This is a genomic window from Gellertiella hungarica (assembly GCF_014197145.1).
Classification (GTDB): Bacteria; Pseudomonadota; Alphaproteobacteria; order Rhizobiales; family Rhizobiaceae; genus Gellertiella; species Gellertiella hungarica.
In genome coordinates, this window is sequence record NZ_JACIEZ010000001.1 from 350,157 (window position 1) to 373,175 (window position 23,019).

Here is a 23,019-nt window from a genome sequence, read left to right on the forward strand (position 1 = left end):
GTAACCTACCATGGGAATGGCAGTAGGCGGAGCAGGGGGCAAGGGCGGACGCCGCCGCCGTGGCGGCGGCAAGCGCGGCCCCGTGAGCGAAATCAACGTCACGCCGCTGGTCGACGTCATGCTGGTGCTGCTGATCATTTTCATGGTCGCTGCACCGATGATGACTGTCGGCGTGCCCATCGACATGCCGGAAACCTCGGCCAAGCCGCTGAACTCCGACACGCAGCCCATCACCGTTTCGGTCAATCCCGCGGGAGAAATCTTCCTGCAGGAAACGCCGATCGCGCTGGAAGAGCTGGTGCCGAAGCTCGAGGCCATCGCCAAGACCGGCTATAACGAGCGCATCTATGTGCGCGGCGACACCAATGCGAATTACGGCGGCGTGATCAAGGTCATGGCCCAGATCTCCGCTGCCGGTTTCAAGAATATCGGTCTGATCACGCTTCCGGACAACAGCCAGTGAACGATCTTTTGAAGCGCAGTCTCGTCGCATCGGCGGTGCTCCATGCCCTGCTTCTGGGCTGGGCGCTGGTGAAGCTCGGTGCGCCCGAAGACTTCGACATGGCGAATTCGGAATCGCTGCCGGTCGAGTTCGTCCCGATCACCGACATCACCCAGATCCAGCAGGGCGACAAGGAAGCCCCTGTCAAGGAAAAGGCAGCCCCGGTTCCCACCAAGCGCCCCGATACCGTGCAGAACGCGGAGAATGTCGGCGATAATGATGTCGACCTGAAGAGCGCGCCGAAGCCCATCGAGAAGCCCTCGAAGACGGAGGCCGCCGCCGCGCCGAAGCAGACCGAGAAGCCTGTTCCCACGCCGGACGAGAAGTCGAACGACGTGAAGGAGGTGGCGAAGGAAGAGACCGACGTCGCCGATCCGACGCCGAAGCCCGAACCGAAGCCCGAAGAGGCAAAGCCTGTCGAAAAGCCGGCCGAGAAGCCGCCTGAAGAGGCCAAGCCCGAGGAGCCGAAGCCCGAGGAGCAGGCGATGCCGGAAAACGTGCCGGTTCCCGCGCCGAAGCCGAAGGTCGAGAAGCCGAAGCAGCCGGAAAAGAAGCCGGAGGAGACGAAGACCGCCGAGGCCAAGGCGGAATCGAAGGCCTCCGACAAGAAGAAGGCGGAAACCAAGCAGGACAAGGCCAAGTCCCAGGCGACGCAGAAGTCCGATTTCAACGCCGACGAGATCGCCGATCTCCTCAACAAGACCGACTCGCAGGGTGGCGGCGCCAAGCGCTCCTCCGGCGAAAAGGCCTTCGGCGGCAAGAAGACCACCGGCGGCGAGAAGCTGTCCCAGTCGGAACTCGACGGCCTTCGCGGCCAGATCACCGACAAGTGGACCTATACCGCGGGTCTCGAAGGGGCCGAGGAAGTGGTCATCGAGGTGCGCTTCTCGCTGGACGAGAGCGGCAACGTGGTGGGTGACATCGAGGCGACCGCGACCGGCGGGCCGCCCTCCACCCAGCAGGCGCTGCTGTCCGCCGCCAAGCGCGCGATCCGCAAGGCGACGCCCTTCCAGGGGCTGCCGCCGGAGAAATACGACACCTGGAAAGATGTCATTGCCAGCTTCACGGTTGCCGATCTCGGTGGCTGAGAAGAAGGGGAGCGAAGGTTTGGCCCGGCAACGGGCATGGTTTGAACATGTATGGCGCCCGCGATGCCGTCCCTTGCCGGCGGCCACGGGCGATAAGCTGAAAGGCTGATCAAAGATGATGAAACTGATTATCAAGAGATGCGTCATGGCGCTTCTCGTGCTCGCGGCGGCTGCGCCGTCGGTCTTCGCGGAAGTGCGGATCAACATTCGCGGCGGCCGCGCAGAGCCGCTGCCGATTGCCATCTCGGACTTCATGTCGAACGGCAATCTCGGGCCGCAGATCTCGGCGGTGATTGCCGCCGACCTGCAGCGCTCCGGTCTCTTTGCGCCCATCGACAAGGCGGCCTTCATCGAGAAGATCAGCAATCCCGATGCCCAGCCCCGCTTCGAGGACTGGAAGGCGATCAATGCGCAGGCTCTCGTCACCGGCCGCGTCACGCAGGAAGGCGACGGCCGCCTGCGTGCCGAATTCCGCCTGTGGGACACGTTCGGCCAGAGCCAGATGATCGGCCAGCAGTTCTTCACCCAGCCGGAAAACTGGCGTCGCGTGGCCCATATCATTGCCGATGCGGTCTACAAGCAGATCACCGGCGAGGATGGCTATTTCGACACCCGCGTCGTGTTCGTGTCCGAAAGCGGCCCGAAGACGGACCGCAAGCGCCAGCTGGCGATCATGGACCAGGATGGCTTCAACGTCCGGACGCTGACCAACTCCAACGACATCGTGCTGACGCCCCGCTTCTCGCCGAGCAAGCAGGAAATCACCTACATGTCCTTCGAGAACAACCAGCCGCGCGTCTATCTGCTCCAGCTGGAGACCGGGCAGCGCGAAATGGTCGGCAACTTCCCGGGCATGACCTTCTCGCCGCGCTTCTCGCCGGATGGCCAGCGGGTCATCATGAGCCTGCAGCAGGAAGGCAACGCCAACATCTACACGATGGACCTGCGCTCGCGCACCACGACCCGCCTGACCTCGACGGCAGCCATCGACACCTCGCCCTCCTATTCGCCCGACGGCAACCGGATCGTTTTCGAAAGCGACCGTGGCGGCAAGCAGCAGCTCTACGTGATGAATGCCGATGGCTCGGGCCAGACCCGCATTTCCTTCGGCGACGGCTCCTACTCCACGCCGGTCTGGTCTCCGCGCGGCGATCTGATCGCCTTCACCAAGCAGGCGGGCGGCAAGTTCTCGATCGGCGTCATGAAGCCGGACGGTTCGGGCGAGCGGATCCTCACCACGGGCTTCCACAACGAGGGCCCCACCTGGGCGCCGAACGGCCGCGTGCTGATGTTCTTCCGGCAGGCAGCCGGGGCCGGCGGTCCGCAGCTCTACTCGATCGACCTCACCGGTTACAACGAGCAGCTGATCAAGACGCCCGCCTTCGCATCCGACCCTGCCTGGTCACCGCTTCTCGAATAGCCGATGGAACCGTGGGGGAGGGCTTTGCCCTCCCTTTCTCTTTTGCGCCTCTTTCTTGCCTCATTCGGGGTCAAAGAGGGCCCAAACATCGTAAATTTGGCGATTTGTTAACCATAGGCGTTGAGCACCCGTTAACCGCAAATCGTTAGGGTCTGGCAACGCTAATTGAAAGTTCAAGGAGACAAGGCCGATGAGCCGCATCACTTCCCCGGCGACCAGCCGTCTGCAGACCCTCGCACGCAACCCGGTCATGATCGCGCTCGCGCTTTCGCTGACGCTTGCCGGCTGCGCCTCCAAGAAGAACCTGCCGAACAACGCCAATGACCTCGGCCTGAACGGCGCGAACGGAGCAGGTGCAGCAACGCCCGGCTCGCCGCAGGACTTCACCGTCAATGTCGGCGACCGCATCTTCTTCGACACTGACAGCTCCGCGATCCGCGCCGATGCGGCCCAGACGCTCGACCGTCAGGCCCAGTGGCTCGCCCAGTATCCGAACTACGCGATCACGGTCGAAGGCCATGCCGACGAGCGCGGCACCCGCGAATACAACCTGGCGCTCGGTGCACGCCGTGCGGCCGCCGCCAAGAACTACCTCGTCTCGCGTGGCGTTCCGGCCAACCGCCTGAAGACGATCTCCTACGGCAAGGAACGTCCGGTCGCCGTTTGCGACGATATCTCCTGCTGGTCGCAGAACCGCCGCGCCGTCACCGTTCTCGGTGGCGCCGGCCTCTGATCCGTCCTCGAGAAGGGCGCATCTCTTCGAAAGGGCGGCTCCCGGCGGGGCCGCCCTTTTTCATAGTTTGGCCGGGATTGGCTGCCAGTGCTGGGATCAGGCAGGACCCTGAAGCGGGGAAGCGCCGACACCGATATTGGCAAAAGCCGGGCTTCGTGCCATGGGAATGACTTGTTCACGAGGGTAATGGACATGAGGAAACTACTGATGGCAGGCGTGCTCGGTGTCGGCATGCTGTCGGGCTTTCAGGCTGCCTGGGCGCAGAGCGCGGATCCGGAGGTGCAGCAGCTTGAGGAGCAGGTCCGGCAGCTGAACGGCCGCATCGAGGAAATGAGCTTCCAGCTCCTGCAGATGCAGGAGCAGCTGCGAAAGGCGCAGGAGGACAACGAGTTCCGCTTCCAGGAACTTGAAAAGGGTGGCGGCGGCGCGAAAAAGAGCGGCGCGCTGGAACAGCCGGCCGGTGCCGATGGCACCGCCACTGCCGATGCAGGAACGGATCCGGCCGATGCCGGGTCCGCCGCCGGCGACGACGTGGCCAAGATCATCGGGCAGCCCGGCGGCCAGGACGCAGGCAGCACCGACGGCGGCGTCGGGCAGCTGGGCTCCATCGAGATGGATGCGAGCGGCAACCCCGTGAAGGCGACCATCGATCCGGGCGCGGCCAATGGCGGCAATGCGGCTGCCAACCAGACGGCATCCACCGGCGGTTCCGGCGGAAGCGAAGGCGACAGCTACCAGATCGCCTACAGCCATGTGCTCTCCGGCGACTACAGCCTCGCGGAACAGGAATTCCGCTCCTACATCGCCAATTATCCGCAGGGCAAGAAGATTGCCGATGCCAATTTCTGGCTGGGCGAAGCCTACTACTCCCAGGGCAAGTACAACGAGGCCGCCAAGACCTTCCTCAAGGCGCACCAGACCTATGGCAAATCGCCCAAGGCTCCGGAAATGCTGCTGAAGCTCGGCATGTCGCTCGCCGCCCTCGACAACAACGACACCGCCTGCGCCACGCTGCGCGAGGTGAGCAAGCGCTATCCGAAGGCATCCCGCACCGTCATCAACAAGGTGGCGAGCGAGCAGAAGCGCCTCGGCTGCTGACATGCCACAGTCGGCGGAGCCGGGACCATATTCGCCCGACGATCCCGCCCTTCCGGTCGTTACGGCCGTCCATCATTTCCTTGATTCCTTTGTCCTGCCCGGCCCGCTCCTCATCGCCCTTTCCGGCGGAAGCGATTCAACGGCCCTTTTTCATGCTCTCCGCCACGCCCTTTCTGAGCGCGAACCCCATGGCTTCGCACTCCGCGCCGCTACCGTCGATCACGGCCTCCGGTCCGGGTCGCGGGAGGAGGCGCTTGCCGTGGCGGCTCTTTGTGCCCGGTTCGGCATTCCGCACCGCATCCTTCGCTGGGAAGGCGAAAAACCGGCTTCCGGCCTTCAGGCAGCCGCGCGCGCGGCCCGATATCGCCTTCTGGCAGGGGAGGCAGAACGGACCGGCGCCGTGGCGATCGTGACCGGCCATACCGCCAACGACCAGCGGGAGACCATTGCCATGCGCGCCCGCCGCGGCCCCGGACCGGGGCTTGCGGGAATGGCCGAGGCCGTGCTGGCCTGCGAACGGGCCTGGGTTCTGCGGCCCCTGCTGCATCTCGAAAGAGAGGATCTGCGGGCGGCCCTTCGCCGATGGGGCGAGGAATGGCTCGACGATCCGAGCAACGGGAACATGCGGTTCGAGCGGGTGCGCCTGCGCATGGCGGGCGAGGGGGAGGCTCGGGGCCTTTCCGCCGGGGAACGCCTTCGCTCCTCCGGATCGGAGGCGGACTGGCTTTCGTCGGCGGTCCGGGTGAGCGAGGGCGCCGTTGCCTTCCTGTCGCCGGATGCCATCACAGAGGCGGCCGAAGCCGGTCTGTTCCGTCTGTCGGCAGCGATGGGCGGACGGGCCTATCCTCCCGAAAGAGACGCGCGGTCGCGCATGATGGCGTGGCTTGAAACCGGCATGCTTGGCCGCCGCACCCTCGGCGGCACCGTTTTCGACCGGCGCCGGGACGGTCTTTACCTGTATCGGGAGGCAAGGGGCCTCTTGCCCGCGACCCTTTCGCCGGGCGAGGTCCTGGACGGGCGTTACCGGCTGGCCGGGCCGGAAGGCGCGCGCCTTTCGATCGGCTGGCCAACGGAGCCGGAGAGCGCTGTGGTCCGCCGCCTCGAAGCGGCGGGCATTCCGTCCGGCGTTGCGCGGCGGGCGGCGCTGGCCGTTCCCGTCGTTGCGGAGGAGCGGCAGGACGGCCCCTGCCGTCTCATGCGCATTCTGGCCGGCCAGGCGGATTTCGTTCCCGGCTTCGACCGTCCGGCGGCTGAGGCGCTGCGGCAGCTCTTCGATCTGCCACCCCTTCCACCGCTGCCGGTGCGGCAATAGGTCAGCCTTCTGCTGCCCGATTCATTCCTATCTAAGGAGCGATGGCAGTGAAGGGCGCGGCAAGGGGACAAAAAACCGGCACCGCCAAGCCGCTTGCCTTGGCAAGCGTGTCCGGCATGCCTATGTTAAGGGTCAATATTAGTCCGTCCAGGACGGGCGACCCATCATTTCGGGGAGTTCAATGAACCCAAACTTTCGCAACTTGGCCCTGTGGGCGATCATCGCCCTGCTGTTGATCGCGCTGTTCAGCATGTTTCAGTCCGCGCCAGCGCAATCGGGCTCCCGTGACATCCCCTATTCGCAGTTCCTGCGGGAGGTGGATTCGGGCCGCGTGCGCGATGTGGTCGTGACCGGAAACCGGGTGCTCGGCACCTATGTGGAAAACGGCACCGCCTTCTCCACCTATGCTCCCGTCATCGACGACAACCTGATGAAGCAGCTTCAGGCGAAGAACGTCACGATTGCAGCCCGTCCGGAGACCGACGGCTCGTCCGGCTTCCTGTCCTACCTCGGCACGCTGCTCCCGATGCTTCTCATTCTCGGCGTCTGGCTGTTCTTCATGCGGCAGATGCAGGGTGGCTCCCGCGGCGCCATGGGCTTCGGCAAGTCCAAGGCCAAGCTTCTCACCGAAGCGCATGGCCGCGTGACCTTCGAGGACGTCGCAGGTGTCGACGAAGCCAAGCAGGATCTCGAGGAAATCGTGGAATTCCTGCGTGACCCGCAGAAGTTCCAGCGCCTCGGCGGCCGCATTCCGCGCGGCGTGCTGCTCGTCGGTCCGCCCGGCACCGGCAAGACGCTGCTTGCCCGCTCGGTTGCCGGTGAAGCCAACGTCCCCTTCTTCACCATCTCCGGTTCCGACTTCGTGGAAATGTTCGTCGGCGTGGGTGCATCCCGTGTCCGCGACATGTTCGAGCAGGCCAAGAAGAACGCGCCCTGCATCATCTTCATCGACGAAATCGATGCGGTCGGCCGTCATCGCGGCGCCGGTCTCGGCGGCGGCAATGACGAACGCGAGCAGACGCTGAACCAGCTCCTCGTGGAGATGGACGGCTTCGAGGCGAATGAAGGCATCATCCTGATTGCCGCCACCAACCGTCCCGACGTGCTCGACCCCGCCCTGATGCGTCCGGGCCGCTTCGACCGCCAGGTCGTCGTGCCGAACCCTGACATCGTCGGCCGCGAGCGCATCCTCAAGGTTCATGTCCGCAACGTGCCGCGCGCGCCGAATGTGGACCTCAAGGTTCTCGCCCGCGGGACGCCCGGCTTCTCCGGTGCCGATCTGATGAACCTCGTCAACGAGGCCGCCCTGATGGCCGCCCGTCGCAACAAGCGCATGGTCACCATGCAGGAGTTCGAGGACGCCAAGGACAAGATCATGATGGGCGCGGAACGCCGCTCCTCCGCCATGACCGAGGCCGAAAAGAAGCTGACCGCCTATCACGAGGCCGGCCATGCGATCCTTGCGCTCAACGTTCCGGTGGCCGATCCGCTGCACAAGGCGACGATCATTCCCCGCGGCCGGGCGCTCGGCATGGTCATGCAGCTCCCCGAGGGCGACCGCTATTCGATGAGCTACAAGTGGATGGTCTCCCGCCTCGCCATCATGATGGGTGGCCGTGTGGCCGAAGAAATCACCTTCGGCAAGGAGAACATCACCTCCGGCGCTTCCTCCGACATCGAGCAGGCCACCAAGCTTGCCCGTGCGATGGTCACGCAGTGGGGCTTCTCCGACGAGCTCGGCCAGGTCGCTTACGGCGAGAACCAGCAGGAGGTCTTCCTCGGCCATTCCGTGGCCCAGACGAAGAACGTCTCCGAGGCCACCGCCCAGAAGATCGACAAGGAAGTGCATCGCCTGATCAACGAGGCCTATGAAAGCGCCCGCAAGATCATCACCGAGAAGCACGACGAGTTCGTGGCGATCGCAGAAGGCCTCCTGGAATACGAAACCCTGACCGGCGAGGAAATCCGGGCCCTCATGCGCGGCGAGAAGCCGAGCCGGGACCAGGGCGACGACGGCGTACAGACCCGCTCCTCCGCCGTGCCGAAGGCCGGCAGCAAGAGCGACGGCTCGGCCAAGCCGAGCGGCGAGGAGCCCGAGGGCTTCGAGCCCCAGCCGCGCTGACACGAACGGCAGTTACCTGATGCAAAACCCGGCCATGGCGCCGGGTTTTTCTTTTTGGGGAAAGCCCGGGCGAAATAACGCTTTGTAATAGTCATGCACGTTTTTTTACGTGCCGAAGCCTTCTAGTTGTGGCATGAGCGCATCTGATGACGGACCCCGGGGGTCGGCGGGAGGATGCTTCCCGCCCTGGCAGCCGGATGTCCAATGGAACGGCCGGCCTGCATCGCCGGCCCCGAGGATCGGGAGTACCCATGAAGCGTCGCTATTTTGGAACCGACGGGATTCGCGGAAAATCGAATGCCCATCCGATGACGCCGGATCTCGCCATGCGCGTGGGCATCGCGGCCGGCACGCTGTTCCGCCGTGGCTCGCACCGCCACCGCGTGGTGATCGGCAAGGATACGCGCCTGTCCGGCTACATGCTGGAAAATGCGATGGTGGCCGGTTTCACGGCCGCCGGTGTCGATGCCTTCGTTCTCGGCCCCATTCCGACGCCTGCGGTTGCCATGCTGACGCGCTCCCTGCGCTGCGATATCGGCGTGATGATCTCCGCCTCGCACAACCCCTACGAGGACAACGGCATCAAGCTGTTCGGCCCCGACGGTTACAAGCTTTCCGACGCCATCGAGATGCAGATCGAAGACCTGATCGAGCAGGACATCGGCCCGCAGCTGGCCGCCTCCGACGATATCGGCCGTGCCAAGCGCATCGACGGCGTGCATGACCGCTATATCGAATTCGCCAAGCGCACCCTGCCGCGCGACGTGACGCTGCACGGGCTGCGCGTTGCCATCGACTGCGCCAATGGCGCTGCCTACAAGGTGGCTCCGGCCGTCCTCTGGGAGCTTGGTGCGGAAGTCGTCACCATCGGCAACGATCCGAATGGCACGAACATCAACAAGGGCTGCGGCTCCACCCATCCGGAAGCGCTGCAGAAGAAGGTGCACGAAGTGCGCGCGGACATCGGCATCGCCCTCGATGGCGATGCGGACCGGGTGATCATCGTCGACGAACACGGCACCATCATCGACGGCGACCAGCTGATGGCCGTGGTGGCGGAAAGCTGGGCGGACGACAATCTCCTCAAGGGCGGCGGCATCGTGGCCACGGTGATGTCGAACCTCGGCCTCGAACGCTTCCTGGAAGCCAAGGGCCTCTCCCTTGCCCGCACGGCAGTCGGCGACCGCTATGTGGTGGAGCACATGCGCCGCCACAACTTCAATGTCGGCGGCGAGCAGTCGGGCCATATCGTGCTGTCCGACTACGGCACCACCGGTGACGGCCTCGTGGCTGCCCTGCAGATCCTTGCCTGCGTCAAGCGCTCCGGCAAGACGGTCAGCGAAGTGTGCCGGCGTTTCGAGCCGGTGCCGCAGCTCCTGCGCAACGTGCGCTTCTCCGGCGGAAAGCCGCTGGAAGACAAGACCGTCAGGCAGGCGATCAGCGATGCCGAGAGCGAACTTGCCAGCCGCGGCCGCCTGGTGATCCGACCCTCCGGTACGGAACCGCTGATCCGCGTGATGGCCGAAGGCGACGACCGGAGCCAGATCGAGCGTATCGTCAACGACCTGATCGGCGTGATCGCGTCTGTACCGAACGCCGCCTGACGAAAAGGGCAGTCCCGATGCAGGAGGCCGGCTGTTCAGCCGGCCTTTTTCTTTGTTCTTAAATATTAATTGTGATTAACCTTATACGCGGACTTGGTTACTCATAGTTGAAAAATCGCGGTGTAAATTCCCTCAACAAACAAGGTGAAGAAGTTTAGTTAATCGCTGTTTAACCTTTGTTCTTTATTTTCCATATCGATCTTTGGATTGGCTGGCCATAGCCCGGCCTGGCAACCGAGACTTTGGAGATAAAGTCATGAAACATTTCCTGTTGGGCGCCTTCGCTCTTCTGGCCGCCAATGGTGCCGCGATGGCCGCCGATCTGTACCAGCCTGCCGAACCGGTTCCGGTTGCCCCCCCGCCCGTCGTCGTCAGCGAGGCCAGCGGCTGGTACCTCCGCGGTGATGCCGGCTACAGCTTCAACCGTTCGCGCGGCGCCTGGTACTTCCAGGGCTCCAATGACACGGAGACGGATTTCACCACCGCCGGCCTGCGCAACTCCTTCACGCTGGGTGGCGGTGTCGGTTATCAGGTGAACAGCTACCTGCGCACCGACCTGACCCTGGACTACATGTTCAAGGGTGACTTTACCGGCTCCACCCGCGGCGCCTGCGGTGTGGCCAATGCCTGCACCTCCACCGATATCGCCTCGATGAACGCCCTGAGCCTGCTGGCCAATGCCTATGTCGATCTCGGCACCTACGGCTCGATCACGCCCTATGTCGGCGGCGGTCTCGGCGGCACCTACGTCAAGTGGGGCGACCTCAGCAACACGTCCTGCGACGACAGCGACAGCACCAACTGCGATCCGACCCAGACCCATGGCGGCAACGGCAACTGGCGCTTCACCTATGCGCTCATGGCCGGCGCTTCCGTCGACCTGACCTGCAACCTGAAGGCCGATGTCGGCTACCGCTATCGCCGCGTCGAAGGCGGCCGCATGTTCGACTACAAGTCGTTCGGCGGTCCGGGCTACGACAAGGGCTTCGACAGCCACGAAGGCCGCGTCGGCCTGCGCTACATCTTCAGCGGTTGCGAACAGGCCTACATGCCGCCGGTCGAAGTGCCGGTAGCGCCGATCGTCTACAAGTAAGGCACACCGCCTCACCCATCAGAGAAGGCCGTCCTGCACCCGCAGGGCGGCCTTTTCGCGTCGCCGCGGGCCTGCGCCGCAGAAAAACGCTCTGGTCATACTGGTTAACATCTATGCTTAACGGCCTTTTAACCGGTTTGGTTAAAAATTGTCGAATATGACAACCGACGCCGTGACCGGGTCACGGATGAAGAGGGTAAGGGCGATGATCCGTCAGCCGGTATTAGCAATTCTCCTGACCTTGGGCCTCACGGGCAGCGCGGCGGCGATGGACCTGCCGCCCCAGGTCTATGCACCCGAAACCACCATCGACGGGGTGGGGCAGGGGTGGTACCTGCGCGGCGATCTCGGCTACACCGGCTGGACCAGCAACGATGCCCCGAGCTACAGCTACGTGACCGGTGCCGGTCCGACCTACGGCAACGAGAGCTTCGACGATTCCCGCTTCGGCAAGCACATGTCCTATGGCGCCGGCATGGGTTACCAGTTCAACGAGTTCCTCCGTTCGGACGCGACCCTCGACTTCTTCTCCTCCGACATGACCGGCTCCTCCAACATCGCCTCGCCCTGCGCCGTTTCGGAAGTGGCCGGCACCAGCTGCGGCTTTACCCATTCCGGCGACTTCAAGGCTATCGGTGCGCTCGCCAACCTCTATGCCGATCTCGGCACCTATGCCGGCATCACGCCCTATGTGGGCGGCGGCGCGGGCGTGACCCACGTCAGCTGGAGCGACATCACCACCAACACCTACTGCGTGAACGGTTCGGCCTCCTGCTCGGGCGACACCTACAACAGCGGAACGAATGCCGGTCTCGACAGCTGGCGCTTCACCTATGCGCTCATGGCCGGCCTCAGCTACGACATCACCAGCAACATGAAGCTCGACTTCGGCTACCGCTTCTCCAAGATCGCCGGCGGCGACATGTTCGACTACAGCGCCGCTTCCAAGGCCCTTGGCGCAACCGGTGCGCAGGCAACCGACGAGGGCCTTTCGCGCCACGAGATCCGCGCCGGCATCCGCATCAACACCTGGTGAGGCGCTTCTTTCTTTCCCGCTCTAAATGCAAACCGCCGGCAGCCGCCGGCGGTTTTTCTTATACGGCCGGATAGCGCGGCAGCGCCATTTTTCGCTCTTTCCGCGACTTCTTTCTTGACGGAGCGGGCACATTTCTATATCCACGGCGGCGGGCAACCTCTCCCCACCGAGAGGCTAACTATCTGGAAGGATAGATCTATGACGACGACCGTCCGTCCGGCCATCGCGCCGGCCAATCCCCGTTTTTCCTCCGGTCCCTGCGCCAAGCGTCCTGAATGGACGCCTGAAGCGCTCGCCGATGCGCCGCTCGGCCGCTCGCATCGCGCCAAGATCGGCAAGGCGAAGCTGAAGCTCGCCATCGACCTCACCCGCGAGGTGCTCGAAGTTCCCGCCGATTACCGCATTGCCATCGTTCCCGCCTCCGATACCGGTGCGGTCGAGATGGCCATGTGGTCGCTGCTCGGCGCCCGCGGTGTCGACATGGTGGCCTGGGAAAGCTTCGGTTCGGGCTGGGTCTCCGACGTCACCAAGGAACTGAAGCTCGCCGATGTCCGCACCATCAAGGCCGGCTACGGCAAGCTGCCCGACCTTTCCGCGATCGATTTCGACCGTGACGTGGTCTTCACCTGGAACGGCACGACGTCAGGCGTGCGCGTTCCGAATGCGGATTTCATCCCGGCCGACCGCAAGGGCCTGACCATCTGCGACGCCACTTCTGCGGCCTTCGCGCAGGCGCTCGACTTCGCCAAGCTCGATGTCGTCACCTTCTCCTGGCAGAAGGTTCTCGGCGGCGAGGGCGCGCATGGCATGCTGATCCTCAGCCCGCGCGCGGTGGAGCGGCTGGAAAGCTACACGCCTGCCTGGCCCATGCCGAAGATCTTCCGCCTCACCAAGGGCGGCAAGATCGTCGAGGGCATTTTCGAAGGCGAGACGATCAACACGCCCTCCATGCTCTGCGTCGAGGATTACATCGATGCCCTGCAGTGGGCGAAGGGTCTCGGCGGCCTGAAGGCACTGATTGCCCGGGCCGATGCCAATGCGCAGGTGATCCACGATTTCGTCGCGGCCAATGCCTGGATCGACAACCTGGCCGAGGTGGAAGCGACCCGCTCCAACACCTCCGTCTGCCTGAAGATCGTCGATCCTGACGTCCTGGCACTTGGCGAGGACGGTCAGGCGGCTTTCGCCAAGGGCATTGCCGCCACGCTCGAGAAGGAAGGCGTTGCCTTCGATGTCGGAGCCTATCGCGACGCGCCTGCCGGGCTTCGCATCTGGACCGGTGCGACCGTCGAGAAGTCCGATCTCGAGGCGCTGATGCCCTGGCTCTCCTTTGCCTACGAACAGCAGAAGGCCGGCCTGAAGAAGGCCGCCTGATCCGCCCGTTCCCGGCGCATCCCCATTCGCGGATGCGCCGCCCGATATCCGAGACATCATCCGTTTTTTCCAGACGTAGGGAGTGTGCCCCATGGCGCCACGCGTACTCGTATCCGACGAACTTTCCGAAACCGCCGTCCAGATCTTCCGCGACCGGGGGATCGAGGTCGATTTCCAGCCGCAGCTCGGCAAGGACAAGGACAAGCTTCTCGAAATCATCGGCAATTATGACGGTCTGGCCATCCGCTCGGCCACCAAGGTCACGCCGAAGCTGATCGAGGCCGCCGACCGGCTGAAGGTCGTCGGCCGCGCCGGCATCGGTGTCGACAATGTGGACATTCCCGCCGCCTCGCGCCGCGGTATCATCGTCATGAACACGCCGTTCGGCAATTCCATCACCACGGCTGAGCACGCCATCGCGCTGATGTTTGCCGTTGCCCGCCAGATTCCTGCCGCCGACCAGTCCACGCAGGCCGGCAAGTGGGAGAAGTCCCGCTTCATGGGCGTCGAGATCACCGGCAAGACGCTGGGTGTCATCGGTGCCGGCAATATCGGCTCCATCGTCTGCGCCCGCGCCAACGGGTTGAAGATGAACGTGCTCGCCTACGACCCCTTCCTTTCCGAGGCGCGTGCCAAGGAGATGGGCGTCACCAAGGTGGAGCTCGACCAGCTCTTCGCGCAGGCCGATTTCATCACGCTGCACGTGCCGCTCACCGACAAGACCCGCAACATCATCAGCGCCGATGCGCTGAAGAAGGTGAAGCCGGGCGTGCGGATCATCAACTGCGCCCGCGGCGGTCTGGTCGACGAGGCAGCCCTCGCCGAGGCGATCAAGGCCGGCCACGTGGCCGGTGCCGGCTTCGACGTGTTCGAGGTGGAGCCCGCCAAGGAAAGCCCGCTCTTCGGCCTGCCCAACGTGGTCTGCACGCCGCATCTCGGCGCCTCCACCAACGAGGCGCAGGAAAACGTGGCGCTGCAGGTGGCCGAGCAGATGTCGGATTACCTGCTGAAGGGTGCCGTTTCCAACGCCATCAACATGCCCTCCATCACCGCCGAGGAAGCCCCGCGCCTGAAGCCCTTCATCCGGCTTGCGGATGTGCTGGGTTCCTTCGTCGGCCAGGTGACCGACAGCGCCATCAAGGAAATCGAGATTCTCTATGACGGCTCCACCGCCGCCATGAACACCAAGGCGCTGACGAGCGCGCTGCTGGCCGGTCTCATCCGCCCGCAGGTCTCCGACGTCAACATGGTGTCGGCGCCGATCATGGTGAAGGAAAAGGGCATCATCCTCTCGGAAGCCAAGCGCGACAAGTCCGGCGTCTTCGACGGCTATATCAAGCTCACCGTCACCACCGACAACCAGACCCGCTCGGTCGCCGGCACCGTCTTCTCCGACGGCAAGCCGCGCTTCATCCAGATCAAGGGCATCAATCTCGATGCGGATGTGGGCCAGCACATGATCTACATCACCAACACCGACGTGCCCGGCCTTGTCGGCTTTATCGGCACGACGGTCGGCAATGCCGGCGTGAACATCGCGAACTTCCAGCTCGGTCGCTCCATCCAGGGCGGCGATGCGATCGCGCTGCTCTATGTGGACGGCGACATCTCGCAGGACCTGATCAAGGCCCTCGAAGCCCATCCGCAGATCCGCCAGGTGAAGCCGCTCGCCTTCAACGTCGAGTGACATTGCCCTCGCTCCCCTGCTTCGCCGATCCCGGAGCAGGGGGGATCCGACCTTCTGTCGGCAGGGCGTGGAGTTTGAGGTGCTGCACCCCCCTCTGCCTTGCGCTATGTCGAGTTTGCCGATGTGCACCCCCCTCTGTCGGCTTCGCCGACATCTCCCCCTCAAGGGGGGGAGATCGGGGCTGCCTCGCATCGCGTCGAGTTTGCCGCACCGCACCCCCCTCTGTCCCTGCCGGGACATCTCCCCCTCAAGGGGGGAGATCGACCTTGGTTTTAGGGTTTCCTCAAGCAATGAGCGCCTCATCCGCATAAACGGTGGCTGGGGACTTCCACGATAACGGCATCCTGATCTCCCCCCTTGAGGGGGAGATGCCCGGCAGGGCAGAGGGGGGTGCGGTACGTCAAACTCGGCGCCACGCAGGGCAGAGGGGGTACGCATCGTCAAACTCCACGCCACGCAGGCGCATGGGTGGTGCGGTGCCCGGGCAGCGCCGGTCTCCCACCTTGAACATGCCGCAAATCCGCTTTATATCCGCGAAAACCGGGTGAAATCCGGCAAGCGAGGGCCGCCGGGGCCTTGAACCCCGGGCGGATAAGCGGAAAGTGTGCCCTGAAATGAACAGTCTGGATTTCGACAAGAAGCCCGAGGATACCCGGGTGGTGGTCGCCATGTCGGGCGGCGTGGATTCGTCCGTGGTGGCCGGCCTGCTGAAGCGGGAGGGCTATGATGTCCTCGGCATTACCCTGCAGCTTTACGATCACGGCGCGGCCGTGCACCGGCCCGGCTCCTGCTGCGCGGGGCAGGACATCGACGATGCGCGTCGCGTTTGCGAGACGCTCGGCATTCCCCATTACGTGCTGAATTACGAGCAGCGCTTCCGCGAGACGGTGATCAACCCCTTCGCCGAAAGCTATGTGGCCGGCGAGACGCCGATCCCCTGCGTCGCCTGTAACCAGACGGTGAAGTTTGCCGATCTCCTGGCAACGGCCAAGGATCTGGGCGCCGATGCGCTGGCGACCGGCCATTACATCGCCTCCAGGGCCAATCCCCAGCCGGGACATCCGGAGCGGCGCGCGCTCTATCGTCCCGTCGACAGCGACCGCGACCAGAGCTACTTCCTGTTTGCCACCACGCAGGAGCAGATCGATTACCTGCGCTTTCCGCTGGGCGCCTATTCCAAAGCGGAGACGCGGAAAATGGCGGAGGAGATGGGGCTGACGGTGGCGGCCAAGCCGGACAGTCAGGACATCTGCTTCGTGCCGCAGGGCAAATATACCGACATCATCAACAAGCTGAAGCCGAATGCGGCCCTGTCGGGCGAGATCGTGCATCTCGACGGACGGGTGCTCGGCCGCCACGAGGGCATCCTCAACTATACGATCGGCCAGCGCCGCGGCATCGGCATTGCGACCGGCGAACCGCTCTACGTGGTTTATCTGGATGCGCGAGGTCGGCGCGTGGTTGTCGGCCCCCGCGAGGCGCTGGAAACGCGGCGCGTCTATCTGCGCGACGTGAACTGGCTGGGCGAGGGCACGGTCGAGGCCGCGGCAGACGGCGGTTTCGCCTGCTTTGCCAAGGTGCGCTCCACCCGGGCGCCGGCCCGCGCCCTGCTGAAACGCGACGAGGCGGGCCTCTATGTCGAGCTGGAGGAAGGCGAGGCGGGAATCGCGCCCGGGCAGGCCTGCGCGCTCTATTCCGGCGAGGGGGCCTATGCCCGCGTGTGGGGCGGCGGATTCATCGCCCGCTCCGAGCGCGCGCCGGCGGCCGAGGCCGCGCTGAAGGCGCTTCTGGAAGCCCCGGCGGCAGCATGAGGCTCCCCGAACCCTGGTTTCGCGCGGGCTTGTCAAAAACCTTCGCGCTTTGCCGAAGAGGTGCTTGACAGGCCCGAGCCGCCCGCCTATTAAGCCGCACATCCGAACGGCGCGCGGCGAATTCGCAAGACGAAACAAGGCGCGGCTCTGGTTTGGCGGGGTAGCTCAGGTGGTTAGAGCAGCGGAATCATAATCCGCGTGTCGGGGGTTCGAGTCCCTCTCCCGCTACCACTTTTTTCTCTTCGTAATGAAAGACACAGGCCAGCGTCTGCCGCTATAGCGACGCGCTGCCTTCCGGATGGCTTTCCTTGAAACGCCCGAACCTCAAACGGTATTGAGCATTGCACACTGCCCTGTCAGCGCCTCGTCCGTCGCCCGTATCGGCAGCCAGGCCGGACAGGGGCCTCGGGATCTCCCCCTTGCCTTGACCTCCTTTCAGCTCGAAATCACCGTAAAGCCGGGAGGTGTCCGGCTTTCTGCCGCGGCGGGCTGATCGGTCGTCAGGATGGTCATGCCGAGGTGAACGCGGTCGCGTAGCGAGGCGAGCACCCGCGGTGCGGGATCGAAGGAAGGGGCGTCCTGCGGGGCCAGTCCGGGCTTCAGATCGGTCTTCAGCCAGCGCAGGCCCCCCTGTCGATAGTCTGCACCGGCAAGGGTGAAGACGCGGTCGCCGAGGCCGGTGGCCTTGCCGCGGAAGCGGATGTCGCCTCGGGCAATTTCCCTTCCGTTTTCCAGAACCGCGATGCTGCGGTCTGCACTGCTGACGATCACGCTCGTCGTCCGTTCCGGCTGGTCCTGTCGGCGCGCATATTCCCGGCGCAGGACGCTGGTTTCAGCGGCCTTGTACTACCCGAGGGCCGCATCGCTGAGCATGAGGCTAGGATGAACGATCTCCGGCGGGAAGGATTGCTCGTCCGCCAGGATCACGGTCATGCCGAGTTGCGTGATGCCGAACAGAAGCTCGGAAAACTCCATCGGCAGCCGGACGCAGCCATGGGAAGCGGGATAGCCCGGCAAGTTGCCGGCGTGAAGGGCTATGCCGTCCCAGGTCAGGCGGTTCATGTTGGGCATCGCCGCACCATCATAGGTGGCGGAGCGATGATCCTTGTCCTTCTGGAGAATGGTGAAGACGCCGGTCGGGGTCTCATGCCCCTTTTTCCCTGTCGAGCATGTGGAGGCGGCTATGCGGATGCCGTTGCGGTAAACATGGACCTTCTGCTCGGGAATCGACACCACGATCACGATCGGGCCGCTGGGCGAGCGCTCCGGAAACCAGTTGAACTCGCCGTTCTTCAGCTCCTCTGCAAACTTACGGACCAGCTTGGCCGAAGCGGTGCCCGCCGAGGCCAGCCCGGCTGCGAGTGCCCCGGAGACCAGTAGAAAGCCGCGCCGGTCCATCATCCCTCACCCATGTAGGAGACGTTCCGGACGATGCCGTCGGGACCGGCGATGCAGAGCCAGGGCCGGGCGGCTCCCTTGAGCGCGATCCTGGCCGCCAGACCTGCGCGCGACGTCTCCGTCGACAGCAGGGACGTATCGGCAATCGGGCGCGCGGCGGTCGAGGCAACGGCCGCCCGGCAGGCCTCGGCGCCATCCGGTGAGGTGGCCAGGGCGGCCGGGGCCTTGACCGGCACGGAGGCCGGTGCCGGTTGCGGCACGCTGCTGCAGGACGCCGCCAGCAGCAGCGCCGCAAGGCCGAACGAAACAGTGACAGTTCTTGGCATGTGAGTTCCCCCCTCCGCATTGCCTTGCCCGACGTGATTTACTTTGTTTGCCCGAATTTCTTCGGTCAAGACGGGTCTTCCTGCTGTTCTAGTCATCCGCCTCCGGAGCGTCCACAGTATTGTTGAAGCAATCAGGCCGATATCTTCTTGACAGAATACAAGCCGGTCAAGCGGCAAGACCTGCTTCCGCTGGGAGGTCGCGCGTACATGCCGGCGTTTCAAGATGCTGATAAAATAGAGGAAAATCGAAGCGCTGAAGTGCCGCAGGGGCGTTTTCCGGCCGTTCATGTGCCTGTCTTCATCCGGCCTTTGATGACCGGATCTCATGTATCGGCAATTTTTTTCATTCGCAAAGCTTCTCCGGGCCATGCAACAAAAAGATGCATGGATGATCCATGCTGCTATCAGGGGAGCCTGCCGTCATGCGTATCCTTTTGAAACTGGCCTTTGTTGCCTGTGCAGGCGTTCTGGCCACCGGCTGTGAGTCTGCGGGGCCGGGCAACCCGCAGCCGACCGTTTCCTCATCGGCTCCGATCATGGATGAAACCGTGCCGCCGGTGGCACGCAGCGCGTGCCTCGGCGCCGTGTCGCGCCAGACGTCGAACCCGGATGTGGCGATCGGCAGCATGATGTACTCGGAAGCGAATTCGCAGATCACCGTCACGGTCGGTCCCGCCCGTGCGCCATGGCGTTGCCTCGTCTCCAACACGGGCGTTGTGCAAGAGGTCATGTCGCTGAGCGATGAGGGTGCGCTGTAGGCCGGCCGCGCGGGAAAGGCGGTGCCGGCGGGGGGTAGCTGCCGGCACCGTCATCGAACGGATGTGAGGGGACGATCATGTTCGCACGCATGTCGAGAGCCATCCTGATGGCTTCCGCAGCCTTTGTTGTGCCGACGCTCGCGGCCGATCCGGCCATTCCGCCGGTGGGGCCGAACGAGCTGTCCTTCTCCGTCGAGAACATGGATGGCGCGGCCAGTCCCGCGAAGGACTTCTACCGCTATGCCTCCGGCAAGTGGCAGGATGGCGCGGTGCGTCCCCCCGACAGGGCGTCGATCGGGATGTTCGATTTCATGAGCAAGCGCCTTGCCGCGCAGTTGCGCTTCGTGATCGACAAGGCAGTGGAAGATGCCGCGAGCGCACCCAAGGGCAGTCCTGCCCAGCAGGTCGGCGATTTCTACCGTTCCTACATGGATTTCGCCGCAATCGACGCGGCCGGAATGAAGCCGCTTGCCGCGGAGTTTGCAGCGGTGGATGCCATCGCGGACAACCGCGGTCTCTCGCAGTATCTCGGCCATTATCTGAAGGTCACGGGTGCACCCGTGATCGCGGCGGTGGTGCCATCCCAGGACCAGCTCGACTCGCAGAAGATCGTTCTTTACGCTGCAAGCGGTGATCTCCTCCTCCCGTACGAACAGCTTTACGCGCAACCGGCCGGTTCGAAGCTCGATCTGGCCCTTCGGGAAAACCTCCGCGATGTCCTGCTGGCGGCCGGATATGCCCCTGCAGAGGCGGAGCGGCAGGCCAATCTGGCCGCGGACCTGGAACGGGAGTTCCATGCCGGTCAGATGACGCCGGTCGAGCGGACCGACCCGCGCACCTCCTACATCCCGTCCACCGTGGCTGATCTTCGCCGGGAACTGCCCGAGCTCGACATGGTGGATATTGCCCGAGGCACGGGCATCACCCTCACCGACAGGCTCATCAAGCACGAGCCGCGCTATTTCCGCGAGCTCTCCGCGATCCTGAAGCGCAGGCCGCTCCAGGATTTCAAGGACTACCTCAAGATCCGGCTGATCGCGAAATTCAAGCCGTTCCTCGGCACCCGTTTCGATGCCTCCACCCAGGCGCAGGCGAAGCTTGTCTACGGCATTTCCGCCATGCCGCCGCGTGACGAGCAGGCCCAGTCGGCGCTTCAGCTGAATGCAGGCCAGCCCCTCTCGCAGCTCTACGTGCAGACGTGGTTCACGGCGGAAACGAGGGCCAAGGCCGCCGACATGGTGAGCCGTATCCGCACCGCCTTTCTCAACCGTCTGAAGACAAGGGCATGGCTGACCGAAGAGACGCGCAAGGCAGCCGTGGACAAGCTGGAGAGGCTGACCTTCAAGATCGGCTATCCCGATGCCTGGATCGACTACAGCGCGGTCGACATCCGTCCCGATGACATCGTCGGCAATGTCATGCGTCTGACCGCCTTCGATGTGGAGCGGTCGATCGCCAAGATCGGCAAGCCCTACGAGCACGAAGCCTTTGCCGATCCGCGCCATACGCTCCCGATCATCATCAACGCGGCCTATGACAGCCTGATCAACGGGTTCGAGGTCCCGGCCGCCATTCTGCAACCGGCTGCCTTCGAACCGGAACGGGATGCGGCGGTCAACTTCTGCCGCATCGGGGCGGTCATCGGTCACGAGATGACGCATGGCTTCGACAGCCAGGGCCGGCTTTTCGATGCCGCCGGCAACATGCGCGACTGGTGGACGGCAAAGGATGCGGATGCCTTCCTGAAGGAGGCCGCCAAGCTCGTCGAGCAGGGCAACAATTTCGAGCTGAAGCCGGGTTTGAAGGCAAACGGCGCTCTCAATGTGACCGAAAACATGGCGGATGTCGGGGGCATCAACTTCGCCTATGACGCGCTGATGGACTATCTGCGCGAGCATCCCGAAGAGAACGTCCCGATCGACGGCCTCACGCCCCAGCAACGCTGCTTCCTGTCCTGGTCGCAATTGTGGGCGACCAAGCAGACGGATCAGTCGCTCGCCGATCAGGTGCTTTCCGATCCGCATGCGCCCAATGCCTACAGGGCGGTGGCGCCGCTCAAGCATGTGGACGCCTTCTACGAGGCCTTTGGCATCAAGCCGGGGGATCCGGAATGGCTGGCTCCGGAAAAACGGGTTCAGGCCTGGTAGCCGCCCGACGACAGACAAGGGGGATCGCAATGAGAAACAGATTGCTTGCGGAAGCGCTCGGAACATTCTGGCTGGTGTTCGGCGGATGCGGCAGCGCGCTGCTGGCTGCGGCCTTTCCGCAGACCGGCATCGGCTTCACAGGCGTTTCGCTCGCCTTCGGATTGTCGGTCCTGACCATGGCCTATGCGGTCGGCGGTGTGTCGGGCGGACATTTCAATCCTGCGGTCTCGGTCGGCCTCGCCGTTGCGGGGCGCTTCTCCCCTGGCCATCTCTTGCCCTATGTGCTGGCCCAGCTCGCCGGCGCGATACTTGCTGCGGCAGCGCTTTACGTCATCGTGACGAGCAAGGCCGGTGCCGAAATCGGCGGATTTGCAGCCAATGGCTATGGCGACCATTCACCCGGGGGTTATTCGCTCGCGGCCTGCCTGGTCATCGAGGCGGTTCTGACGGGTTTTTTCCTGCTGATCATCCTGGGATCGACCCATGGCCGGGTGCCCGCCGGTTTCGCGCCCGTCGCCATCGGTTTGGCGCTGACGCTGATCCATCTCGTTTCGATTCCCGTTACCAACACCTCGGTCAATCCTGCCCGCTCGACAAGCCAGGCCTTGTTTGCCGGAGGCTGGGCGCTGCAACAGCTGTGGCTGTTCTGGGTCGCGCCGATAGCCGGCGCCGTCACCGGTGCCCTTGTCTGGAAGACGGTGGGCGAGAGCGATTGATCAACACCCTTTCCGGAAGGGCAGCCGCAGCGGTCCTCCGGCATAAGTCGATCCCAAGCAAGGAGCACAACCGATGAACACCCTCGTTTCCCCCGTCCGTCTTGGTCTTGCGGCTTTGCTGCTGGCTGCGGCAACCGGCTTTTCACCGGCGCATGCCCGCGTGGTCGGTGACGGCGAGCTGGAAAACTACTGTGCCGAAGAGGCGATGGTCCGGCTCAATGTGGATCGCTCGGCCATCACGACGCTTCCGACGGAGCTGTCGAAGGGCAACTTCTACGTCAACGGCGAAGCCATGACCGGCGAGGGGCTGGTCGGCTTCGAATGCAGGTTCGGCAAGAACCGGGTCCTGAAGGGGTTCAAGAGCAACGGAAGCGGCAACAGTGCCGCCTCCGCCCCCGCAGCGCCGGCCGGCGTGCCAAAGCCGGCCCTCGACAAGTGCCTCGAAACCTTTGGCCTGCCCGCAAAGGTGAAGATGGTCAGCCCGCTGAAGCCGGGCTATTACGAAATCATCCTGCGCGCCAAGAACGGAAGCCGGCAGGTTGCCTGCACCGTTTTCAAGACGGGCGAGCAGATCGAGGACTGGGTTGAAATGAAGCCCTGAGTTCAGGCCGCGGCGAGAGCCGCCTTTCATGGCGCAGGAAGGTAAAGGCGGACACAGGCAGCCCGCTTTTGCCTTTAATGCTTTATATTATAATGTTGGTCTGGCATATATACATAGCGGACGGTCGATGAACGTCCGGGATGCAAGGCATGGATGCCGGGAAGGCCGGCTTCTGTGCGGTGTCGGGCAGGGA

General features: G+C 64.0%; 21 protein-coding genes and 1 tRNA gene. 19 read left to right on the plus strand and 3 right to left on the minus strand.

Annotation, left to right across the window (positions count from 1 at the left end):
• Window positions 1–10: 10 nt before the first annotated feature.
• The 14 genes from tolR (at window position 11) to GGR23_RS01685 (ending at window position 17,111) form a co-directional block, all read left to right on the plus strand.
• Window positions 11–463 carry a protein TolR gene (gene tolR, locus GGR23_RS01620; protein ID WP_183364360.1) on the plus strand — a complete coding sequence of 151 codons (453 nt, stop codon included), beginning with the start codon at window positions 11–13 and terminating at the stop codon, window positions 461–463.
• An 8-nt stretch (window positions 464–471) separates the two neighbouring features.
• Window positions 472–1,590 (plus strand): cell envelope integrity protein TolA, encoded by a 1,119-nt coding sequence (gene tolA, locus GGR23_RS01625; RefSeq protein ID WP_183364902.1) that lies wholly within the window; start codon window positions 472–474, stop codon window positions 1,588–1,590.
• Window positions 1,591–1,735: 145 nt separating this feature from the next.
• Window positions 1,736–3,010: a Tol-Pal system beta propeller repeat protein TolB gene (gene tolB / locus GGR23_RS01630; protein ID WP_382340597.1), complete on the plus strand. Its 1,275-nt coding sequence runs from the start codon at window positions 1,736–1,738 to the stop codon at window positions 3,008–3,010.
• 190 nt (window positions 3,011–3,200) lie between these two features.
• Window positions 3,201–3,743 carry a peptidoglycan-associated lipoprotein Pal gene (gene pal, locus GGR23_RS01635; RefSeq protein WP_183364363.1) on the plus strand — a complete coding sequence of 181 codons (543 nt, stop codon included), beginning with the start codon at window positions 3,201–3,203 and terminating at the stop codon, window positions 3,741–3,743.
• 192 nt (window positions 3,744–3,935) lie between these two features.
• The gene (gene ybgF / locus GGR23_RS01640; RefSeq protein ID WP_183364365.1) at window positions 3,936–4,841 is read left to right on the plus strand and encodes a tol-pal system protein YbgF; all 906 of its coding nucleotides are present in this window, start codon (window positions 3,936–3,938) and stop codon (window positions 4,839–4,841) included.
• 1 nt (window position 4,842) lies between these two features.
• Window positions 4,843–6,153 carry a tRNA lysidine(34) synthetase TilS gene (gene tilS, locus GGR23_RS01645; RefSeq protein WP_183364367.1) on the plus strand — a complete coding sequence of 437 codons (1,311 nt, stop codon included), beginning with the start codon at window positions 4,843–4,845 and terminating at the stop codon, window positions 6,151–6,153.
• A gap of 181 nt (window positions 6,154–6,334) precedes the next feature.
• A complete protein-coding gene (gene ftsH, locus GGR23_RS01650) occupies window positions 6,335–8,275 on the plus strand; it encodes an ATP-dependent zinc metalloprotease FtsH (RefSeq protein ID WP_183364369.1) in 1,941 nt (646 codons plus the stop codon).
• Between the two features lie 251 nt (window positions 8,276–8,526).
• Complete coding sequence (gene glmM, locus GGR23_RS01655) at window positions 8,527–9,879, plus strand: phosphoglucosamine mutase (protein ID WP_183364371.1); 1,353 nt, start codon at window positions 8,527–8,529, stop codon at window positions 9,877–9,879.
• A 256-nt stretch (window positions 9,880–10,135) separates the two neighbouring features.
• On the plus strand, window positions 10,136–10,972 hold the full coding sequence (locus GGR23_RS01660) for an outer membrane protein (protein ID WP_183364373.1): 837 nt from the start codon (window positions 10,136–10,138) through the stop codon (window positions 10,970–10,972).
• Window positions 10,973–11,240: 268 nt separating this feature from the next.
• Window positions 11,241–12,008: an outer membrane protein gene (locus tag GGR23_RS01665; protein ID WP_246364834.1), complete on the plus strand. Its 768-nt coding sequence runs from the start codon at window positions 11,241–11,243 to the stop codon at window positions 12,006–12,008.
• A 198-nt stretch (window positions 12,009–12,206) separates the two neighbouring features.
• Window positions 12,207–13,382, plus strand: coding sequence for a phosphoserine transaminase (locus GGR23_RS01670; protein ID WP_183364377.1), 1,176 nt, complete (start codon window positions 12,207–12,209; stop codon window positions 13,380–13,382).
• Window positions 13,383–13,473: 91 nt separating this feature from the next.
• Window positions 13,474–15,069 carry a phosphoglycerate dehydrogenase gene (serA, locus tag GGR23_RS01675; RefSeq protein ID WP_183364379.1) on the plus strand — a complete coding sequence of 532 codons (1,596 nt, stop codon included), beginning with the start codon at window positions 13,474–13,476 and terminating at the stop codon, window positions 15,067–15,069.
• 614 nt (window positions 15,070–15,683) lie between these two features.
• Window positions 15,684–16,880, plus strand: coding sequence for a tRNA 2-thiouridine(34) synthase MnmA (gene mnmA / locus GGR23_RS01680; protein ID WP_183364381.1), 1,197 nt, complete (start codon window positions 15,684–15,686; stop codon window positions 16,878–16,880).
• Window positions 16,881–17,034: 154 nt separating this feature from the next.
• Window positions 17,035–17,111 (plus strand) — tRNA-Met (locus tag GGR23_RS01685).
• A gap of 204 nt (window positions 17,112–17,315) precedes the next feature.
• On the opposite strand, the gene GGR23_RS01690 is transcribed toward GGR23_RS01685, so the two are convergent.
• The 3 genes from GGR23_RS01690 to GGR23_RS01700 all read right to left on the minus strand — a co-directional run bounded on the left by GGR23_RS01690 (window position 17,316) and on the right by GGR23_RS01700 (window position 18,604).
• Window positions 17,316–17,651 carry a hypothetical protein gene (locus GGR23_RS01690; protein WP_183364383.1) on the minus strand — a complete coding sequence of 112 codons (336 nt, stop codon included), beginning with the start codon at window positions 17,649–17,651 and terminating at the stop codon, window positions 17,316–17,318.
• A gap of 75 nt (window positions 17,652–17,726) precedes the next feature.
• Entirely contained in the window at window positions 17,727–18,281 is a 555-nt protein-coding gene (locus GGR23_RS01695) for a L,D-transpeptidase family protein (RefSeq protein WP_183364385.1), read from the minus strand.
• Window positions 18,278–18,604, minus strand: a complete 327-nt coding sequence (locus GGR23_RS01700; protein ID WP_183364386.1) for a hypothetical protein — start codon at window positions 18,602–18,604, stop codon at window positions 18,278–18,280. The genes GGR23_RS01695 and GGR23_RS01700 overlap by 4 nt, the downstream gene beginning before the upstream one ends.
• A gap of 147 nt (window positions 18,605–18,751) precedes the next feature.
• Between GGR23_RS01700 and GGR23_RS01705 the strand changes: the two genes are divergently transcribed.
• The 5 genes from GGR23_RS01705 (at window position 18,752) to GGR23_RS01725 (ending at window position 22,826) form a co-directional block, all read left to right on the plus strand.
• The gene (locus GGR23_RS01705) at window positions 18,752–19,042 is read left to right on the plus strand and encodes a hypothetical protein (protein ID WP_183364387.1); all 291 of its coding nucleotides are present in this window, start codon (window positions 18,752–18,754) and stop codon (window positions 19,040–19,042) included.
• On the plus strand, window positions 19,027–19,362 hold the full coding sequence (locus tag GGR23_RS01710) for a hypothetical protein (protein WP_183364388.1): 336 nt from the start codon (window positions 19,027–19,029) through the stop codon (window positions 19,360–19,362). Before GGR23_RS01705 ends, GGR23_RS01710 begins: the two co-directional genes overlap by 16 nt.
• A gap of 77 nt (window positions 19,363–19,439) precedes the next feature.
• A complete protein-coding gene (locus GGR23_RS01715) occupies window positions 19,440–21,509 on the plus strand; it encodes a M13 family metallopeptidase (RefSeq protein WP_246364837.1) in 2,070 nt (689 codons plus the stop codon).
• Between the two features lie 29 nt (window positions 21,510–21,538).
• The gene (gene aqpZ, locus GGR23_RS01720; RefSeq protein ID WP_183364389.1) at window positions 21,539–22,225 is read left to right on the plus strand and encodes an aquaporin Z; all 687 of its coding nucleotides are present in this window, start codon (window positions 21,539–21,541) and stop codon (window positions 22,223–22,225) included.
• 73 nt (window positions 22,226–22,298) lie between these two features.
• Window positions 22,299–22,826 carry a hypothetical protein gene (locus GGR23_RS01725; RefSeq protein ID WP_183364390.1) on the plus strand — a complete coding sequence of 176 codons (528 nt, stop codon included), beginning with the start codon at window positions 22,299–22,301 and terminating at the stop codon, window positions 22,824–22,826.
• Window positions 22,827–23,019: the final 193 nt, after the last annotated feature.